Origin of the sequence: Chlorogloeopsis sp. ULAP01, assembly GCF_030381805.1 — a bacterium.
In the GTDB taxonomy this organism is placed as follows: domain Bacteria; phylum Cyanobacteriota; class Cyanobacteriia; order Cyanobacteriales; family Nostocaceae; genus Chlorogloeopsis.
Map to the genome: position 1 here is coordinate 414,162 of NZ_JAUDRH010000001.1, position 19,392 is coordinate 433,553.

The following is a 19,392-nucleotide window of genomic DNA, read 5'->3' on the forward strand; positions in this document are numbered from 1 at the left end:
AAGGTGCAAATATGATTGTCGTCAATGAAATCGAGCGCAGATACAAGCTGATAAGTCAGGAATTTAAGTCAAACTATGTTGATTGCGGTAAACCAGTGATTATATCGGGAGCAATTAAAAAGTGGCATGGCTTTGATACATGGTCTTTAGAATACTTCAAAAACTTATCTCCCAATTTAAATATTTATGCCAAAAAATTTAGTCAAACTCAGGAAATTAAATTATGTAGTTTGACAATGGAAAAATATGTTGAATTAATTCAAGCCTACGAACAAAACAAGCAAATCAACGATTTACCACCCTATTGTCATGACTTGCCCCTATTTAGCTTAATACCTGCACTTATAGAAGATGCTCAACCATTTCCTTTAGATTACTTACCCAAATGGTATTGGTACAAATGGTGGCGTTACTGTCAATTTTTTATTGGTGCTTCTGATAGTCTCACTCCACTACATTTTGATTGTCTGCTGACTAACAATATTTTTTTTCAAATTTCTGGGCGTAAACAATTTACTATATTACTTTCTGAAGATGCCAAATATTGTTATCGTCAAGGCTGGCGATGGTTTCTGGTTAATCCAGAGCTTCCAGATTTCCATAAATATCCTGACTACAAAAATGCCAGACCGATTAAATTTATTGTCAATCCTGGAGATATTTTATATATGCCTCCCGGAACGCTACATCATGTGAGAAGTTTAGACCCGTCGATTTCATTTAATATCGATTGGCATACTCCAAAAAGTTCGCTGAATGCTTTAGCCGCGATCGCAAAAGGTATGCCAGTGCAAAACTTATATTATAACTTTTTACTAACTATGGGTTTAGTATTAAAAATTTCGCCACAGATAATTTTTAAATTTTATAAATCCTATCTTAATTATGTTTCATGAAAGACGATTAATGTATTTACTTATTTCCCAAAAGCAATATTATGAATATATTTGAAAAGTGTGAATCAAACGTTAGAAGCTATTGTCGTAATTTTCCTGATATATTTCATCGAGCTAAAGGTTCGATAATTTATTCTGACTCTGGTAAAGAGTATATTGATTTTTTTGCTGGAGCAGGTGCTTTAAATTATGGGCATAACCATGATTATATCAAGCAAAAAGTTATCTCATATTTAGATGCCGATGGCATTGCCCATGCTTTGGATATGTATACTTCGGCTAAAGAAAAGTTTTTATCCAAGTTTAATGAGGTAATTTTAAGTACCCAAAAACTAGATTATCGCATTCAGTTTTGCGGCCCAACAGGAACAAATGCTGTCGAAGCAGCTTTAAAGTTAGCCAGAAAAGTCAAGCAAAGATCGGGCATATTTTCCTTTATGGGAGCATATCATGGCATGACTTTGGGTAGCTTATCCATTAGCGGCAATATTGGAATTCGCTCTGGGGCAAATGGTACATCAAGTAATGTAACTTTTATGCCTTATCCCTATGGATTTATGGCAAGTTTTGACACTATAGAATATATAGAAACAGTCTTAAATGATGTTAATTCGGGAATAGAAAAACCAGCAGCAATTATTTTTGAAACAGTACAAGCTGAAGGTGGGGTTGTTGTAGCTCCTGTTGAATGGATGCAACGACTTAGAAAGTTATGCAATGAGCATGATATTTTATTAATTTGTGATGATATTCAAGTAGGCTGCGGTCGAACTGGATCTTTCTTCTCTTTTGAAAGAGCAGATATTGTTCCTGATATAGTAGTACTCTCTAAATCTATTAGCGGGTATGGGTTTCCGATGTCATTATTATTAATTAAACCAGAGTTAGATACATGGGAACCGGGCGAACATAATGGTACTTTTAGAGGTAATCAATTAGCATTTATTGGAGCAACTGCTGCTCTAGAGTATAGAGAAGGTAGCAATCTTGAACAGGATGTAAAAACTAAAGAAATTTTCTTGAAAAATTTCCTAACTCAAGAAATAGCATCAATTAGTGAGAACATTACCATCCGAGGAATTGGCATGATTTGGGGAATTGATGTGAAAAATTTTGGTGGTAATGTTTTTGCTAAAAAAGTAACTAAGCGTTGTTTTGAATTAGGGTTAATAATTGAATTAGCTGGTAGAAATGATACTGTAATTAAAATACTGCCACCATTGGTAATTGATGTAGCTACCTTGGAAAGAGGTTGTTCAATTATTAAACAAGCTTTTCATGACTGTATATAAAAATAAACTGAAATTTATAACTGAACAGGAAAGTCTATGACGATAAATTCACACTCACATAACTTGTTCTCGCAAAGAACTTATTGGATAAATCAACTGTCTGGAGAACTACCAGAAACTAATCTAATGCTAGATTATGTCAGACCTACATTTTACAGTGGCAAAAACAAATATTTTAACTTTGATTTAGCTAGTGATTTATCTCAAGCAATTATTAAGTTCGCTAAAAATTCTCCCTTCTCAATATATTTGATACTTGTGACCGCATTGAATATCTTGCTGCAAAAATATACGCGCAATCAGGATGTGATAGTTGGAATACCCATATATGAGGAGATTGCTACAGATAATCTCAATAGCAAAGTTATTCCCTTGCGAACTCAGGTAACACCTGAACTTTCATGCAAAGACTTTCTTTTGCAAGTCCAAAACGCAATTATCGATGCCTACAGTCATCAAAACTATAATATTGATGAATTATTTGAGTTATTACAGCTACCAAAAATTTCTAATCGCTGCCCAATTTTTGATATTGTAATTCTTCTAGAAAATATTCATCATAAAAGTAATTTAAATCAAATTAATAATGACATTACAATTTCTTGCAAAGTTAATGGTGCAACTATTAATGGAAATATTGAGTATAACGAATATCTATTTCAAGATGACAATATTAAATTAATAAGTACATATTATACTAATGTACTTGACAGTCTTATAAATCAAATCTATACCCCTATCTCAGAGATTATTTTCTTAAATGATTTTGATAAATATCAGTTGTTAAAACAATATAACAACAATAGTAGATTATATCCTGTTGAACAGACAATAAATCAATTATTTGAAAAGCAAGTTTCTCAGACTCCTAATCGTATAGCAGTAGTTTATAAAAAAACTCAACTAACTTACCAAGAACTCAACGAAAAAGCGAATCAGTTAGCATTATTGTTACGTCAGCTAGGAGTTACTAAAGGCGAATTTGTTGGTATATTTAAAGACCGAGATATTAATTTTCTCATCGCTATTTTGGCTATATACAAAGCAGGCGGGGCTTATGTACCGATTGATAGTAATTATCCGTCACATCGGATTGAATATATGTTATATAATAGCGAAGTCCGATTTTTGCTTACAGATGGAGAATTATTAACAACCTTAACAAATTTTATAGATAATTGTCAGCAATTAAAATCGATTATCTGTGTAGATGCAGTTGTTGCTGAAAATATACAGCTAAGTCAAAATCAACAATTAACCATTTACAATCAACTAGATTTTATCCACCTGAGTCAACAAAATCTAGAACCAATCAATCATGCTGATGACCCAGCTTATATGCTTTATACCTCTGGCTCCACCGGACTACCCAAAGGTGCAATTGTCAGACATGATGGTGCAATTAATCATATTTATGCCGAATTTGATGCATTAGAATTAACCGCAGAATTTGGTTTTTTACAAAGTGCTCCTTCTTCCACAGATATTTCTGTTTGGCAATTTTTAGCACCATTATTAATTGGTGGTAAGACAGTAATTGTAGACTTGGAAACAGTAGCGATTCCTGCAAAACTATTTTCTGTACTAAAATCTGAAAAAATTACAGTAGTGGAATTAGTTCCAGCATTATTTGGTGGTTTATTGGAATATGCTGCACAACTCCCGATTGCCCAAAGAGAATTACCCTGTTTGAAATGGATGATGGTTGTAGGAGAAGCCGTATCAGTCAGTTGGGTAAATAAATGGCTCCAGATATATCCCGATATCAAAATAGTGAATGCTTATGGACCTACCGAAGCGGCTGACGATATTACACAGTTTATTATCGATCGACCTTTACCAGAAAATCAACGCACAATACCAATTGGTAAACCATTAGCTAACTTAAATCTCTATATCCTAGATGAACAGCTGAAATTATTACCCATTGGTGCGCCAGGAGAAATTTGTGTATCGGGAATTGGTGTTGGTGCTGGTTATTGGAAAAACCCCGAAAAAACCAATCTGAGCTTTGTTTCCAACCCGTTTACTGATGATAGGAAGAACTTACCAGCAAATCGCAGCGATTTAATTTATAAAACTGGGGATTTAGGAAGATGGTTGGCGAATGGAAATATTGAATTTCTCGGGCGTATTGACCAGCAAGTGAAGATTCGTGGTTTTCGAGTGGAATTGGGTGAGATTGAGGCTTTGCTCGGTCAGCATCCACTAGTGCGTGACAATGTGGTTGTGCTGAGGGAAGACAATCCTGATGATAAACGCTTAGTTGCTTATGTTGTTCCTAGCTATCAGAGTTATGAGAATGAGACAAGCAATAACAACCCAGTCCAACAGTTACGTGATTTACTTAAAGAAAAGCTACCAGGTTATATGATCCCCTCGGCGATTGTACTGCTAGAAGCATTGCCCCTAGCTCCCAGTGGTAAAATAGACCGTCGGGCATTACCTGTACCCAATTTTCAAGATGAAGAAGTTAGTTTTGTTGCACCCCGCACCCCCGCGGAAGAGATAGTTGCTGACATTTGGATGCAGATATTAAAGCGATCGCACCTTGGTATTCACGACAATTTCTTTGATTTGGGCGGACATTCTTTATTAGCAACTCAAGTCATTTCCCGATTGCGAGAAGCATTTAAAGTAGAGTTACCTTTACGCAGTTTATTTGAAGCACCTACAGTCGCTCAATTGGTAGAACGTATCGAGAAAATGCTGACAGTCCAACAGCTACAGTTTATGTCTATGGATGCAGTAGATCGTGAGGAGATAGAAATATGAAAACTATTGAAGAGTTTTTATCCGATCTTTGCAGTCTCGATATCAAGCTGTGGGTTGAAGAAAATCGCCTGCTTTGTAACGCTCCTAAAGGTGCGCTGACACCAGTTATTAAAGCAGAACTAGCGGAACGCAAAGCAGAAATCCTCGCTTTTATACGTCAAAATAACGTAACTTTAAGTTCTAATCATCAGCCAATTCGCCCAACACCACAACAGGAAAATCTATCTCTATCCTTTGCCCAACAACGACTCTGGTTTATCGACCAGTTACAACCAGGCAGTAACTTTTACAATCTACCTGCCGCCTTTCATCTGCAAGGTTCGCTCAATGTAGTAGCACTGGAAAAGACCCTCAATGAAATTATACGGCGGCATGAAGTTTTAAGAACGACTTTTGCCTCACAAAAAGGGCAACCCCTCCAAGTCATTCACCCGACTTTGACTTTAAATTTGCCTGTAATTAATTTACAAGAATTACCAAAAGTCGAGCGCGAAGCCGAAGTTCAACAACTTTTGAGTAAGGAAGCTTCGCAATGTTTCAAATTAGACGAAACACCATTACTGCGATGTACTCTCTTACAATTAGCCGAAGAAGAGTATGTAGTGATGTTTACCATGCATCACATCATCTCTGATGGTTGGTCGATGGGTATACTCATCCAAGAAGTAGTAGCCCTGTATGAAGCCTTTTCTCAAAATCAAGCTTCTCCGCTTCCAGAATTACCCATTCAATATGCAGATTTTGCTGTTTGGCAGCGCCAATGGTTGCAAGGAGAAGTTCTAGACAACCTTCTTTCTTACTGGAAAAAACAGCTTGGTGGCAACCTCCCAATTTTGCAACTACCTACAGATTATCCTCGACCGCCAATTCAGACTTTTCGGGGTAAAAGAAAATCATTTACTCTATCTACTGATTTGACTGAAGCGTTAAAGACACTTAGCCGTCATGAAGATGCGACGCTGTTCATGACTTTGTTAGCTGGGTTTAAGACATTATTGCATCGCTACAGCAATCAAGAAGATATTTTAGTAGGTTCGCCGATCGCTAATCGTAACCGTAACGATATCGAACAACTAATTGGTTTTTTTGTCAATACTCTGGTGTTGCGTACTGACTTCACTGGTAATCCCACTTTTAAAGAATTGTTGAGGCGTGTACGCGAGACAACTTTAGAAGCTTACGCTCATCAAGATATACCTTTTGATTTATTAGTTGAAGAATTGCAGCCACAGCGCAACTTGAGTTATGCGCCTCTATTTCAAGTAATGTTTATTCTGCAAAATACCCCAATGTCTGCGTTAGAAATCTCAGGTTTAACTTTGAATTTCCTGGAGAATAACGCTAACACCGCAATGTTTGATTTAACACTTGATATGAAGGAGACAGAAGGGGGATTAGTAGGAAGTTTAGAATATAATACAGATTTATTTGATGACACCACCATTGCGCGCATGGTAGAACATTTACAGACTTTGCTCCAAGGTATTGTTACTAATCCAGAGCAACGGCTATCAGAATTATCATTATTAACAGAATCAGAGCGTCATAAACTTTTAGTAGAGTGGAATAATACTCAAGTCGAATATCCACAAGATCAATGCATTCATCAGTTATTTGAATCGCAAGTAGAACAAACACCTGATGCAGTAGCAGTAGTATTTGAAAACCAGCAATTAACTTACCGCGAACTAAACGCCAAAGCCAACCAATTAGCACATTATTTACAAACTTTAGGAGTCAAACCAGAGGTATTAGTCGGGATTTGTGTTGAGCGATCACTCGATATGGTCATTGGAATCTTAGCCATCCTCAAAGCCGGAGGTGCTTATGTACCTCTAGAGCCTAGCTATCCCCAAGAACCCTTGGCTTATATATTAGAAGATGCTCAACCAAGGGTTTTGTTAACCCAACAGAAATTAGTTGCAACACTACCAAATCAGCTAGCGCAGGTTATTTGTCTGGATAGTGATTGGGAATTAATTAGCGATCACCACAGTGAAAATCCCGTAACTCACATCACTGAAGATTACCTCGCCTACGTCATCTATACTTCTGGTTCCACAGGGAAACCAAAGGGTGCAATGAACACCCATCGCGGAATCTGCAATCGCTTACTGTGGATGCAGGATGCTTACCAACTAACACCAGCAGATAGAGTTTTGCAGAAAACTCCTTTTAATTTTGATGTCTCAGTCTGGGAATTCTTCTGGCCGTTGATGACGGGTGCGCGGTTAGTAATAGCCCAACCAGAAGGACATAAAGATCCCAACTATTTGATTAACTTGATTGTCCAGCAGCAAATAACGACCTTACATTTTGTCCCATCCATGCTGCAAGTTTTTTTGGAAGCAGAAGCAGTAGAAAAATGTCAGTCTTTGGTGCGGGTAATCGCCAGTGGAGAAGCATTACCAGTTGAACTGCAACAACGCTTTTTTCAGCGACTGGATGCCCAATTATATAATCTTTATGGACCAACAGAAGCGGCTGTTGATGTCACCTTTTGGCAATGCCAAAATCATCTCAGTAACCACAAGACAGTTCCTATCGGTCGCCCAATTGCCAATATTCAAATTTATATCCTTGACAAATATCTTCATCCTGTTCCTGTGGGTGTACCAGGGGAAGTTTATATCGGCGGTGTAGGCGTTGGTCGAGGTTACTTAAACCGTCCTGAATTAACTGCCGAGAAATTTATTCCCAATCCTTTTAGTTTTAGCACCACAGCCAGCCGTCTTTACAAAACAGGTGATTTAGCCCGTTATCTTCCTAATGGAGAAATAGAATACATTGGTCGGATTGACTATCAAGTGAAACTGCGAGGGTTCCGCATTGAACTAGGAGAAATAGAAGCGGCGATCGCTCAATATCCAGGAGTACGAGAAACTATAGTTGTTGTTAATGCACAACGAATAGTTGCCTATCTAGTTCCGCAAACAGCACAAATATTAAGCATTTCAGAACTACGTAGTTTTTTAGAGTCAAAATTACCCAGCTACATGATCCCCGTGGCTTTTGTCTTGTTAGAAACATTACCCTTAAACACAAATGGTAAAGTTGACCGCCGAGCTTTACCTGCACCTGACATAGCCCGCCCCGAATTAGCTGATGCTTATCAACCACCCCAAACGGAAGTTGAACAAACCATTGCCCAAATTTGGCAACAAGTCCTGCGACTAGAAAATGTCGGTATTCATGATAACTTCTTTGAACTCGGTGGTCATTCATTGCTTTTGGTGCAAGTGAATAGCAAATTACGTGAACTATTTACCAAAAATTTAGCGGTTCTTGACTTATTTAGATATCCCACAATTAACTCTTTAGCCAATTATTTAACGCAAGTTGAGCCGGAAAAAATAACAGCTGAAAGTATAGAGATTGTTACCGAAAAAATTGCCGACGGCAAAGCACAACAAAGAAAACGCCTTCAAAAACTTAAATCTATCCAAAATATCTAAATTTTATTTAAAATCATGAGTATTAGTACATCATTAAATGGTTCAGAAATAGCGATTATTGGCTTATCAGGGCGATTTCCAGGAGCTAAAGATATTGATGAATTTTGGCAAAATCTTCAGCAGGGCAGGGAAACAATTGCGTTTTTTACTGATGAAGAACTCTTAGCAGCCGGGATAAATTCATCTTTATTAAATGATCCTAATTATGTAAAAGCCCAGGCGGTATTAGCAGACGCAGAATATTTTGATGCTGAATTTTTTGGCTTTAATCCCAGAGAAGCCACAATTACCGACCCACAACACCGAGTTTTTCTAGAATGTGCTTGGTCAGCCCTAGAAAATGCCGGATATGATTCCCAAAATTATCAAGGTGCAATCGGTGTTTATGCTGGTTCTGGGATGAACACCTACTTACTAAATATTTATTTAAATCAAAATATTATTGGTTCTGTTGATCCGCAGCAACTCATGCTGGCTGGGAATAAAGATTTTTTAACCACTCGTGTTTCTTACAAACTCAACTTAGAAGGGCCAAGTTACGCAGTCCAAACAGCTTGCTCAACTTCGTTGGTGGCTGTTCACTTGGCTTGTCAAAGCTTACTCAATGGTGAATGTGATATGGCTTTGGCTGGTGGTGTCGCCATCAATGCTGACAGAAAAGCAGGATACTTATATACAGAAGGGGGGATAATGTCTCCTGACGGACATTGCCGTGCTTTTGATGCCCATGCTCAAGGATCTGTAGGTGGTGAGGGTGTGGGGATTGTGGTGTTAAAGCGATTAGAAGATGCGTTGCGCGATCACGATACAATTTATGCCATCATCAAAGGTTCAGCGATTAATAATGACGGGGCGTTCAAAGTCAGCTACACAGCACCCCGCATCGATACCCAAGCCAAGGTGATTAGAACCGCCCAAATCGTCGCTGAAGTCGAACCAGAAACTATCACCTACATTGAAACTCACGGTACAGCCACCGCTTTAGGAGATCCCATTGAAATTGCCGCCCTGACACAAGCTTTCCGCGCCAGCACCCAAAAGACAGGATTCTGTGCTATTGGTTCCGTCAAAACCAACATTGGACATTTGGACACTGCGGCCGGTGTGGCGGGGTTAATCAAAACTGTCCTCGCCCTGAAGCACAAACAAATACCCCCAAGCTTACATTATTCTGCCCCTAATCCTGAAATTGACTTTGCTAATAGCCCTTTTTACGTCAATACCAAACTGGCAGAATGGCAAACCAATAATATTCCCCGGCGTGCAGGAGTCAGCTCCTTTGGGTTGGGGGGAACTAACGCTCATGTCATTCTGGAAGAAGCGCCAGTATGGGAACGGGACAGGGAGCAGGAGAGAAAGTATCAATTGTTGCTTCTGTCTGCCAAAACAGCATCAGCACTAGAAACGGCTACAACAAATCTAGCTGATTATTTGCAAGCACATTCTGATTTAAACCTAGCTGATGTCGCTTACACATTACAGGTTGGACGCAGAACTTTCGACTATCGGCGTGCTGTGGTGTGTCGAGATATTCCCGATGCACTCAAAGTACTGCAAAATTCCCAACCAGTCGCCCAAAAAACTCAGCCACGTCCAGTTGCTTTTATGTTTTCTGGGCTGGGAACTCACTATGTTGATATGGCTTTGGAACTTTACCAAACTGAGTCAACATTTCGTAGCTGTGTGGATGAATGTTGTGAACTCCTGAAGCCCCTGCTGGGTTTAGATTTGCGAGATGTTTTATATCCCAACATAAATAATCACAATGGCAACCAGCAAACGCAAAAAAGTCTAGATTTGCGGAAAATGCTCGGTCGGGGAGAGCCATCAACCGATGTCGCCACGCAAAAACTCAACCAGACTGTTTTGACGCAACCAGCCATGTTTGTGATTGAATATGCGTTGGCTCAGTTGTGGATATCCTGGGGAATTCGCCCGACGGCGATGATTGGTTACAGCATTGGTGAATATGTCGCCACCACTCTAGCCGGGGTTTTGTCTTTGACAGATGCTTTAACCTTGGTAGCTAGAAGGGCGCAGATGATTGACGAATTGCCAGGGGGGGGAATGTTGGCTGTGCCGCTTTCCGAGGCAGAAATACAGCCTTTGTTGCATGAGAATATTTCCCTGTCGGCGATTAATGGCGGATCATTATGTGTGATTGCAGGTTTCCCCGATGCCGTTGCAGAATTAGAACAAAAATTGAGCGATCGCGGTTTAGTTGGTAAGCGGTTACAGACTTCCCATGCTTTTCATTCGGTGATGATGGAAGCGATCGCACCAACTTTTGCGAATTTAGTTAACACATTCAGCCTAAAACCGCCCAAAATTCCTTATATTTCTAACGTCACCGGCACTTGGATTACTGCCGAACAAGCCACAGATCCCACCTACTGGGTGCAGCACCTTTGCCAAACAGTGCGCTTTGCAGATGGAGTCCAACAATTATCACAAACAGACAATCCGATTTTGTTAGAAGTCGGCCCTGGTCAAGCATTAATTAGTTTTGCATCCCAATGTCTTACCACCGACAAGCGAAATCAATCCTTAATGCTCCCTAGTTTGCGCCATTCCTACGAGCAGCAGTCAGATGTCGCCTGTTTATTACATACATTGGGTCGCCTGTGGCAAGCTGGGGTAGCGGCAGATTGGTCTAGTTTTTATGCCCATGAACCACGGCAACGAATTCCTTTACCAACATATCCTTTTGAACGTCAGCGTTACTGGGTTGATGCCCATCCGGGAGCTAATTTGGTTTTGCTTTGCGCCCCTGGGGAGACATCCAACACACTAGACGAATTGAGTCAATATACTCAAACTACACAAAAAACCACTGCCACTACCGTCTATCTCAGACCAAATTTAGATAATGATTATGTAGCGCCTAGAACTGAAGTAGAGCAAACCATTGCTAACATTTGGCAAGAACTCCTGGGAATTGGGCAAATAGGTATTGACGATAGCTTTTTTGAGTTGGGTGGCGACTCTGTACTGGGTATTCAAGTTAGTGCTAGAGCTGCTAAGGCAGGTTTTCGGTTAACGCCGCAGCAATTGTTTGAACATCAGACAATTGCCAAATTAATAGAGGTGGTCAGCACTACTCAAGTCGTCCAAGCTGAACAAGGTTTAGTCACTGGTTCCCTACCACTAACACCGATTCAGCATAAATTCTTTGAACGGGACATCTCACAACCGCACCACTGGAATCAATCAATTTTTTTAGAAGCCCCAGCAGCGATCAATCCAGGTGTATTGAAACAAGCCTGGCAGCAATTACTATTACATCATGATGCCCTACGTCTGCGGTTCACTCCCTCGGAATCTGGTTGGCAAGCAGTGAATGCTGGACATGAAGAAATATCATTTACCCAGATAGATTTATCGGCATTGTCAGCAGCAGATCAAGAACGGGCAATTAAGACAAATACGGCGCAACTACAAGCTAGTCTTGACCTATCAGCGGGGCCGATTATCCGGGTGGGGCTGTTTAACTTGGGTGCAAATAAATCCAGTCGCTTGCTAATCGTTGTCCACCACTTAGGCACAGATCCCGGTTCTTGGCGAGTTTTGATAGAGGATTTACAAACAGCTTACCAGCAAATTTATCAGGGTAAAGCAGTTGAACTACCACCAAAGACAACTTCTTACAAACAATGGGCGTTGCGCCTAGAAGAATATGCACGTTCAGCCAATTTACAAAAAGCGCAAAATTATTGGTTGAGTGATCGCTATCAGCAAGTTTCTCCACTGCCCATAGATTATTCTGGTAGCATCAATAATGTGGCATCAGAGCAAATTGTATCAGTCACACTGAATGCTCAAGATACTCAAGCTCTGCTGCAAGAAGTTCCCGCAACCTATCGCACTAATACTCAAGAAATTCTCCTCACTGCTTTTGCTCAGGCTTCTGCCCAATGGACAGGAGAAAAATTAGTATTAGTTGATTTGGAAGAAAATGGGCGGGAAGTCAGTACTAGTGGTATAGATAATGTTGATATATCCAGGACTGTAGGCTGGATTACTACTACCTATCCCATACTTTTAGATTTAGAAACAGCTGACAATCCTGGTGATGCTTTAAAAGTTGTCAAGGAGCAAATACGGAGCATTTCTGGTCAGGGTATTGATTATGGAGTGCTACGTTATCTCCATCCTGATCCAGTGTTGCAAGAGAAAATGCGATCGCTTCCCCAAGCAGAAGTAGCGTTCCTTTATGTCGGTCAGTTGACTAAAAGTTTACCGCAAGATTCTTTGTTTCAATTGAGTGCAGATTCCCCAGAAGCAGCCACCAGTTTGCAAGCAACTCGTCCGCATAAGTTACATCTAATTGTGTCAGTTGTAGAAGGTGAATTGCAACTCGATTGGTACTACAGTCAAAATCTCCATCAACGTCAAACCATAGAAAAATTAGCAAATAATTGTGTCACAGCACTCCAGTCTTTGATTGCTGATTCTCAGTCCCGAACCACAGTAGAATACACCCCTTCAGACTTTGCCGCAGCTAACATTAATCAAGAGAATTTAAACAATTTACTCGCTCAAATTGGGCAATTAGGTAATAGGAGTTCTTTATGAAACAAAATAATATTGAAGATATTTATGAACTCTCACCAATGCAGCAGGGTATGCTGTTTCACAAGTTAGCTGCACCCACTTCGGTGGTATATTTTGAGCAGAATTGCTTCGCTTTAAAAACTCAACTGAATATTGTTGCTTTCCAAAAAGCTTGGCAGCGCGTTGTTGATCGCCATCCGATTTTACGGACTGCTTTTTATTGGGATAATCTTGATAAACCTTATCAAGTTGTTTATAAGCAAGTAGAATTGCCTTGGGAATTTCAAGATTGGCGAAAATTATCTTTTTCTGAGCAACAAAAGCAACTCAAAGCTTTCTTAAAAACCGATGGTGATCGCGGCTTTGAAATGTCGCAGGCGCCATTAATTCGCCTGACATTAATTCAAGTGGCTGATGACACCTATGAATTTATTTTCAGCTTTCATCACATCTTAATGGAAGGTTGGTCTGTAAACTGGTTATGGCAGGAAGTTTATGAGTTTTATTATGCTTTTTGTCAAGGGCAAGATTTATATTTAGAACGCCCCCGTCCCTACCGAGAATATATTGCTTGGCTCCAGCAACAAGACTTAAATCAAGCAGAGGCTTTTTGGCGGCAAAAACTCCAAGGTTTTACATTACCAACCCCCATTAATATCGGTAAAATTTCGCCTCATTTTTCTGAGCAGCCAGAAGATTATCACCGCCAAGAAGTGTTGCTTTCGGCGAATATGACAATTGCCCTTAAATCCTTAGCCCGCAAATATCAGCTAACATTAAATATTGTCATTAAAGGCGCTTGGGCTTTACTTTTAAGTCGTTATAGTCAAAAATCAGATATAGTTTTTGGTTCGACATCTTCCGGGCGACCAACAGCCCTAGCAGATGCAGAATCTATGGTGGGATTGTTTATCAATACATTGCCCTTAAGAGTCCAAGTCGATAGTGATGCCACTCTCACATCTTGGTTGAAAAATCTACAAGCCCAAGAGGTAGAGATGCGGGAGTATGAATATAGCCCGTTGCTGAAAATTCAACAATGGAGTGAAATACCCCGTGGTTTACAACTATTTGATAGTATTTTAGTTTTTGATAATGAATTAGTAGATTACAATCAAGGGGCGTTGGCGGAGAATATCGGAGTTGTTCAGTCGGAATTATTAGGCGAATCAAAGTCATTTTTTGATTGGACAAACTATCCTCTCACAGTCGGGGTAGTGCCGAAATCAGATTCATTTAATTTGTCTATTTCCTACGATATTCGGCGCTTTGATGATGATGCTATGTCCCGGATGTTAGGGCATTTAGAAACTTTATTAGCAGGTTTTGTGGCTCATCCCGAAAGCAGATTGCGGGAATTACCAATGCTGACTGCTCAAGACAATCAAATACTGCAAAAATGGAATAATACAAACGCTGAGTATGCTCACGATCAATGTATCCATGAATTGTTTTTAGCTCAGGTACAAAAAACACCTGATGCTGTTGCTATCGTTTTTGAAAATCAACTACTAACTTATCAAGAACTCAACACCAAAGCTAACCAATTAGCATATCAGTTGCGTTCTTTAGGTGTGCAACCAGAAGTTTTAGTGGGACTTTGCACCCAGCGCTCAATTGAAATGATCATTGGGTTATTAGCTATCCTCAAAGCTGGTGGAGCCTACGTACCCATTGATCCAACCTATCCCCAACAGCGATTGGCAATGGTACTAAATGATGCTCAAATAACGGTATTAATTACTCAAGAACATTTACTAGCCAAGCTACCAGCGCATACAGCAAAAGTTATCTGCTTAGAAGATATTGATCAGCAATCAGCAACTTCAGAGCATCCTGTAAATCTCGCCACCCCAACAAATCTTGCCTATGTAATTTATACATCAGGCTCGACTGGTACACCTAAAGGTGTCGCTATTCAACATCAGTCTTTAGTCAACTTTGTCCAAGCCGCGATCGCCGAATACAAAATACAACCCCAAGACCGAATCTTACAATTTGCTTCGATTAGCTTTGATACCGCTTGTGAAGAAATCTTTCCTTGTTTGCTCTGCGGTGCAACTTTGGTCTTACGAACCGATAATATGCTGGTTTCCACAGCAACTTTCTGGGAAAAATGCCAACAGCATTCTATATCAGTTTTAGATTTACCTACAGCTTTTTGGCATCAACTCACTGCCGAACTGACAACATCAGCATTCAAGTTACCAGAATCACTACGACTAGTGATTATTGGCGGTGAAAAAGCCTTGCCAGACAAGGTTAACACTTGGCAACAACAAGTAGATTCACGCATACGCTTAATTAATAGCTACGGACCTACAGAAACTACAGTAGTGGCGACAGTTTGCGATTTGGCAAATATCACAGGAGAAGTACCGATTGGTAGAGCGATCGCTAACGTGAAAACCTATGTATTAGATCCTGATTTACAACCAGTTCCCATCGGCGCTTGGGGCGAATTATACATTGGCGGTGTAGGTGTAGCTAGAGGCTATCTGCACCAACCAGAACTCACACAGCAGAAGTTTATCCCTAATCCTTTTAGCAATCTACCAGATTCTCGACTTTACAAAACAGGTGATCGAGTACGCTACCGTAGCGATGGTCAACTAGAATTCAATGGTCGGATTGATAACCAAGTCAAAATTCGCGGCTTCCGCATTGAGCTTGGGGAAATCGAAGCGGCGATCAACGAACATCCATTAGTACGAGAAGCGATCGTGATTTCCCGCAAAGATCTGTCAGACTCCGAGCAGTTAGTAGCTTATGTAGTCGCCAATACATCTGATGTGGTCACAGATCAATCATCAACATTTGATTTGAACAATCAACAAGCGTCACAGTGGCAAGCAGTTTTTGATAACCTTTACAACGAGTTAGATTCTAACCAACAGTCGGGTTTTTATATCAAAGGCTGGGAAAGTAGCTATACAGGCTTACATCTGCCTGATGCAGAAGTCCGCGAGTGGATGAATCAAACAGTTGAACGGATTTCTAGTCTCAAACCAAGCAAAATCCTAGAAATTGGTTGCGGTGGTAGCGGTCTGATGCTTTTACGCTTTGCGCCTGATTGTACACAATACTGTGCAACTGACATTTCACAAAACGCGCTGAATATTCTCCAGCAACAACTAAATCAGTTAGGGCAAGATTTGTCAGGAGTCAGTTTCATTCAAAAAGCCGCAGATGATTTCACTGGGATGAGTCCAGATACTTTTGATGCTGTATTCATCGTTTCCGTAGCCCAATATTTTCCCAGTGTTGAGTATTTATTCAAAGTCTTGGCAGGTGCTGTCAATGTAGTCGAGCCTGGAGGCTGTATATTTTTAGGAGATGTTCGCAATTTCAGCTTACTAGAGGCTTTTCACACCTCTGTGCAACTATATAAAGCACCAGCCTCTCTTGCTGTAGCCAATTTACAGCAACAGGTGCAGAAGCAAATATTTGCCGAGAAACAGTTAGTTATTGATCCCGGCTTTTTCATCGCCTTAAAACAACATCTACCTCAGATTAGTCATGTAGAAATTCATCTGGAACGTGGTCAATTTCATAATGAGTTAACTAAATTTCGCTACGATGTAATTATTCACGTTGGAGAAGCAATTCCTACAGTCGATATTTCATGGTTAGATTGGCAACAAGCTCAGTTGACGCTACCATCTGTCCGCCAATTACTCATCGAGACTGAGCCGGATATTTTAGGAATTGCGAACGTACCTAATGCTCGTGTTTTAACAGATGTCAAAGCTGTAGAATTGCTCCAAAACCCTGGAGATATCACAAATGTGGGAGAGCTACGTCAAGCACTCCAGACAATAGTTACAACTGGGGTAGATCCTGAAGCACTATGGGCTTTGAGTGCAGAATTACCTTATATTGTCGATATTAGCTGGTCAGCTGATAATGTCGATGGTCAATACCAAGTAGTATTTAAAAAGCGCACCATAGCATCACAAATGCCGCCCTTAGTGGTGGCTCCTCCTGGGAGTAAAACAACAATTAGCTCTCAGAATTGGCGTAATTTTGCTAATACTCCACTACAGCAGATGTCGAATACTCAGATTGTGTCATTATTACGGCAGCATTTAGAAGCCAAGCTACCGCAGTACATGATGCCGTCAGCATTTGTGATTCTAGATGGACTCCCTCTGACACCTAATGGTAAAGTCGATCGCCAAGCCTTGCCTGCACCGGGAACGAAAAGACCTGAATTACAAGCAGCTTATCAACCACCTCAAACCGAAGTAGAAAAAACTATTGCTAGTATTTGGCAAGAAATACTGAATGTTGGCGAAGTCGGAATCCATGACAATTTCTTTGAACTGGGTGGTCATTCCTTGCTTTTAATTCAAGTGCATAGCAAGTTGCAAAAAGTATTTCAGCGAGATTTCACCATCGTTGATATGTTTGAATATCCGACTATCAGTCATTTGGCGAAATATTTTACTCAGGAACCTCAAGCAGAAACATCTGTTGTCCCACATTCTCAGCCATCGGAAAATAGAACAGCTTCGGTACAGCGGCGCAAACAAGTCAGGAAAGAACATCGAGCCGCCACCAAGCAAAAAGATATTTAGCTGAATTCAGGCGATCGCTTGGAAAGTGCTGAGTCACCGAAGTTTGCTCAACGGGGGGAAAATACGCACGCAACTTCTCGCTGAGTCAAACTACTAAATAAGGTACCCATTCTCAATCGCGCTCCAGCTTACTATACAAGTTTCTTCATTTCACACTTCATACTTCTTTATGACCTCCAGCAGCCAAGAAATACTCAACAAAAATTCCCTTTTTGAATCAGAACCAGCATTACATGATGATGTCGCCGGACAAATCATGCAAATGTTCACTTCATTCAATCAGGTCAACTCCCTTGAGCAACAAATAGACGCGATAACTGAAAATATTTCTCAAGTTTTTTTAAGTACTATAGACTCGAATAGCAACATTGATTTAGATTTTCTATTAGAAAAGTTTTCTGATAGTCAAATTCCCATTCACCCGACTAACGTTGAAAGCTATCTCCAATACATCAGTAACAATGTAGTTGCTCATTCTATCCATACATCTTCACCGCGATTTATCGGTCACATGACCTCCGCACTGCCTAGTTTTGTCCGCCCTTTAGCTAAACTCATGACGGCCATGAACCAAAACGCCGTCAAAATAGAGACAGCTAAAGCCCTGAGTTTTTGTGAACGTGAGGCTTTGGCGATGTTGCATCGGCAAATTTATAGTTTCTCGGACGGTTTCTACGATCAACACATTCAAAATAACCTCAGTACACTGGGCATTTTAGTTTCTGGCGGTACAGTGGCAAATATCACAGCACTTTGGTGTGCGCGGAATGCTGCATTAGGGCCAAAAGATGGGTTTCTGGGTGTCGAACAAGAAGGTTTAGCAGCTGCTTTAGATGTTTATGGTTACACAGGAGCAGTTATTATTGGCTCTGACTTAATGCACTACTCCTTTGATAAAGCTGCGGATTTGATGGGTCTCGGTATCCATAGTTTGATCAGAATCCCGACTGACTGTCATAATCGCGTTAACTTACAATTACTGCGCCAAACTGTTACGGAATGTCGTCAGCAAAACTTACTGATTATCGCCATTGTCGGGGTTGCTGGTACTACAGATTCTGGTGGAGTTGATGCTTTAGAAGAGATTGCAGAAATTGCCCAAGCAGCCAATACTCATTTTCATGTAGATGCTGCTTGGAGTGGGCCGCTAATTTTTTCGGAAAAATATCGCTATAAGCTGGCTGGGATAGAAAAAGCAGATTCAGTCACCATTGATGGACATAAACAACTGTATCTGCCAATGGGCATTGGTATGGTCTTTTTCCGCGATCCTTATTTAGCTTCTGCGATCGAAAAGCAAGCCAGTTATACCATGCGTAAAGGGTCATTTGATTTAGGAAAACGAGCTTTAGAAGGTTCTCGCCCAGGCATGGCTTTATTGTTACACGCCGGTTTAAAGCTAATTGGGCTGAAAGGATATGAGTTTTTAATTAATGAAGGAATCCGCAAAACTCAATACATGGCTGCTTGTATTGACGCGATGCCGGAATTTGAATTGTTAGCGGAACCAGATACGAATCTGCTACTTTATCGCTATATTCCAGAGCATTTAAGAGAAGTGGTAGCGAAAAAACAGATAACTAAAATTGACAATCAAATTATTAATAAATTCAATGAATCTTTGCAGAAGACTCAACGACAAATTGGCAATAGTTTTATTTCCAGAACCATCAAAAAAAATCTGAATTCGGGTAATGAATTTCCTGTAGTCGCCATGCGGGCTGTGCTGGCGAATCCTTTAACTACCGAAGCCGATATTCTGGCAGTTTTACACGACCAAATCCAAATCGCCGCCAAAATCACAATTTGAAATTTTCTAGAAGTCGCTGTTTAAATAATT

Annotated in this window: 7 protein-coding genes; all 7 read left to right on the forward strand. The window is 40.3% G+C overall.

Annotation, left to right across the window (positions count from 1 at the left end):
* Positions 1 to 11: 11 nt before the first annotated feature.
* Positions 12 to 896 carry a cupin-like domain-containing protein gene (locus QUB80_RS01880; protein ID WP_289787793.1) on the forward strand — a complete coding sequence of 295 codons (885 nt, stop codon included), beginning with the start codon at positions 12 to 14 and terminating at the stop codon, positions 894 to 896.
* A gap of 41 nt (positions 897 to 937) precedes the next feature.
* Entirely contained in the window at positions 938 to 2,188 is a 1,251-nt protein-coding gene (gene ectB, locus QUB80_RS01885; protein WP_289787794.1) for a diaminobutyrate--2-oxoglutarate transaminase, read from the forward strand.
* 36 nt (positions 2,189 to 2,224) lie between these two features.
* Positions 2,225 to 4,963, forward strand: coding sequence for a non-ribosomal peptide synthetase (locus QUB80_RS01890; protein WP_289787795.1), 2,739 nt, complete (start codon positions 2,225 to 2,227; stop codon positions 4,961 to 4,963).
* Complete coding sequence (locus QUB80_RS01895) at positions 4,960 to 8,418, forward strand: non-ribosomal peptide synthetase (RefSeq protein WP_289787796.1); 3,459 nt, start codon at positions 4,960 to 4,962, stop codon at positions 8,416 to 8,418. The genes QUB80_RS01890 and QUB80_RS01895 overlap by 4 nt, the downstream gene beginning before the upstream one ends.
* A gap of 15 nt (positions 8,419 to 8,433) precedes the next feature.
* The gene (locus QUB80_RS01900; protein WP_289787797.1) at positions 8,434 to 12,993 is read left to right on the forward strand and encodes a type I polyketide synthase; all 4,560 of its coding nucleotides are present in this window, start codon (positions 8,434 to 8,436) and stop codon (positions 12,991 to 12,993) included.
* Positions 12,990 to 17,552 (forward strand): non-ribosomal peptide synthetase, encoded by a 4,563-nt coding sequence (locus tag QUB80_RS01905; protein WP_289787798.1) that lies wholly within the window; start codon positions 12,990 to 12,992, stop codon positions 17,550 to 17,552. Before QUB80_RS01900 ends, QUB80_RS01905 begins: the two co-directional genes overlap by 4 nt.
* A gap of 169 nt (positions 17,553 to 17,721) precedes the next feature.
* Complete coding sequence (gene panP / locus QUB80_RS01910) at positions 17,722 to 19,362, forward strand: pyridoxal-dependent aspartate 1-decarboxylase PanP (protein ID WP_289787799.1); 1,641 nt, start codon at positions 17,722 to 17,724, stop codon at positions 19,360 to 19,362.
* Positions 19,363 to 19,392 lie beyond the last annotated feature (30 nt).

What these genes read in the sequence shown, in the direction of transcription:
- QUB80_RS01880 (WP_289787793.1), top strand. Translation starts at nt 12, where the DNA reads ATGATTGTCGTCAATGAAATCGAGCGCAGATACAAGCTGATAAGTCAG.
- ectB (WP_289787794.1), top strand. Translation starts at nt 938, where the DNA reads ATGAATATATTTGAAAAGTGTGAATCAAACGTTAGAAGCTATTGTCGT.
- QUB80_RS01890 (WP_289787795.1), top strand. Translation starts at nt 2,225, where the DNA reads ATGACGATAAATTCACACTCACATAACTTGTTCTCGCAAAGAACTTAT.
- QUB80_RS01895 (WP_289787796.1), top strand. Translation starts at nt 4,960, where the DNA reads ATGAAAACTATTGAAGAGTTTTTATCCGATCTTTGCAGTCTCGATATC.
- QUB80_RS01900 (WP_289787797.1), top strand. Translation starts at nt 8,434, where the DNA reads ATGAGTATTAGTACATCATTAAATGGTTCAGAAATAGCGATTATTGGC.
- QUB80_RS01905 (WP_289787798.1), top strand. Translation starts at nt 12,990, where the DNA reads ATGAAACAAAATAATATTGAAGATATTTATGAACTCTCACCAATGCAG.
- panP (WP_289787799.1), top strand. Translation starts at nt 17,722, where the DNA reads ATGACCTCCAGCAGCCAAGAAATACTCAACAAAAATTCCCTTTTTGAA.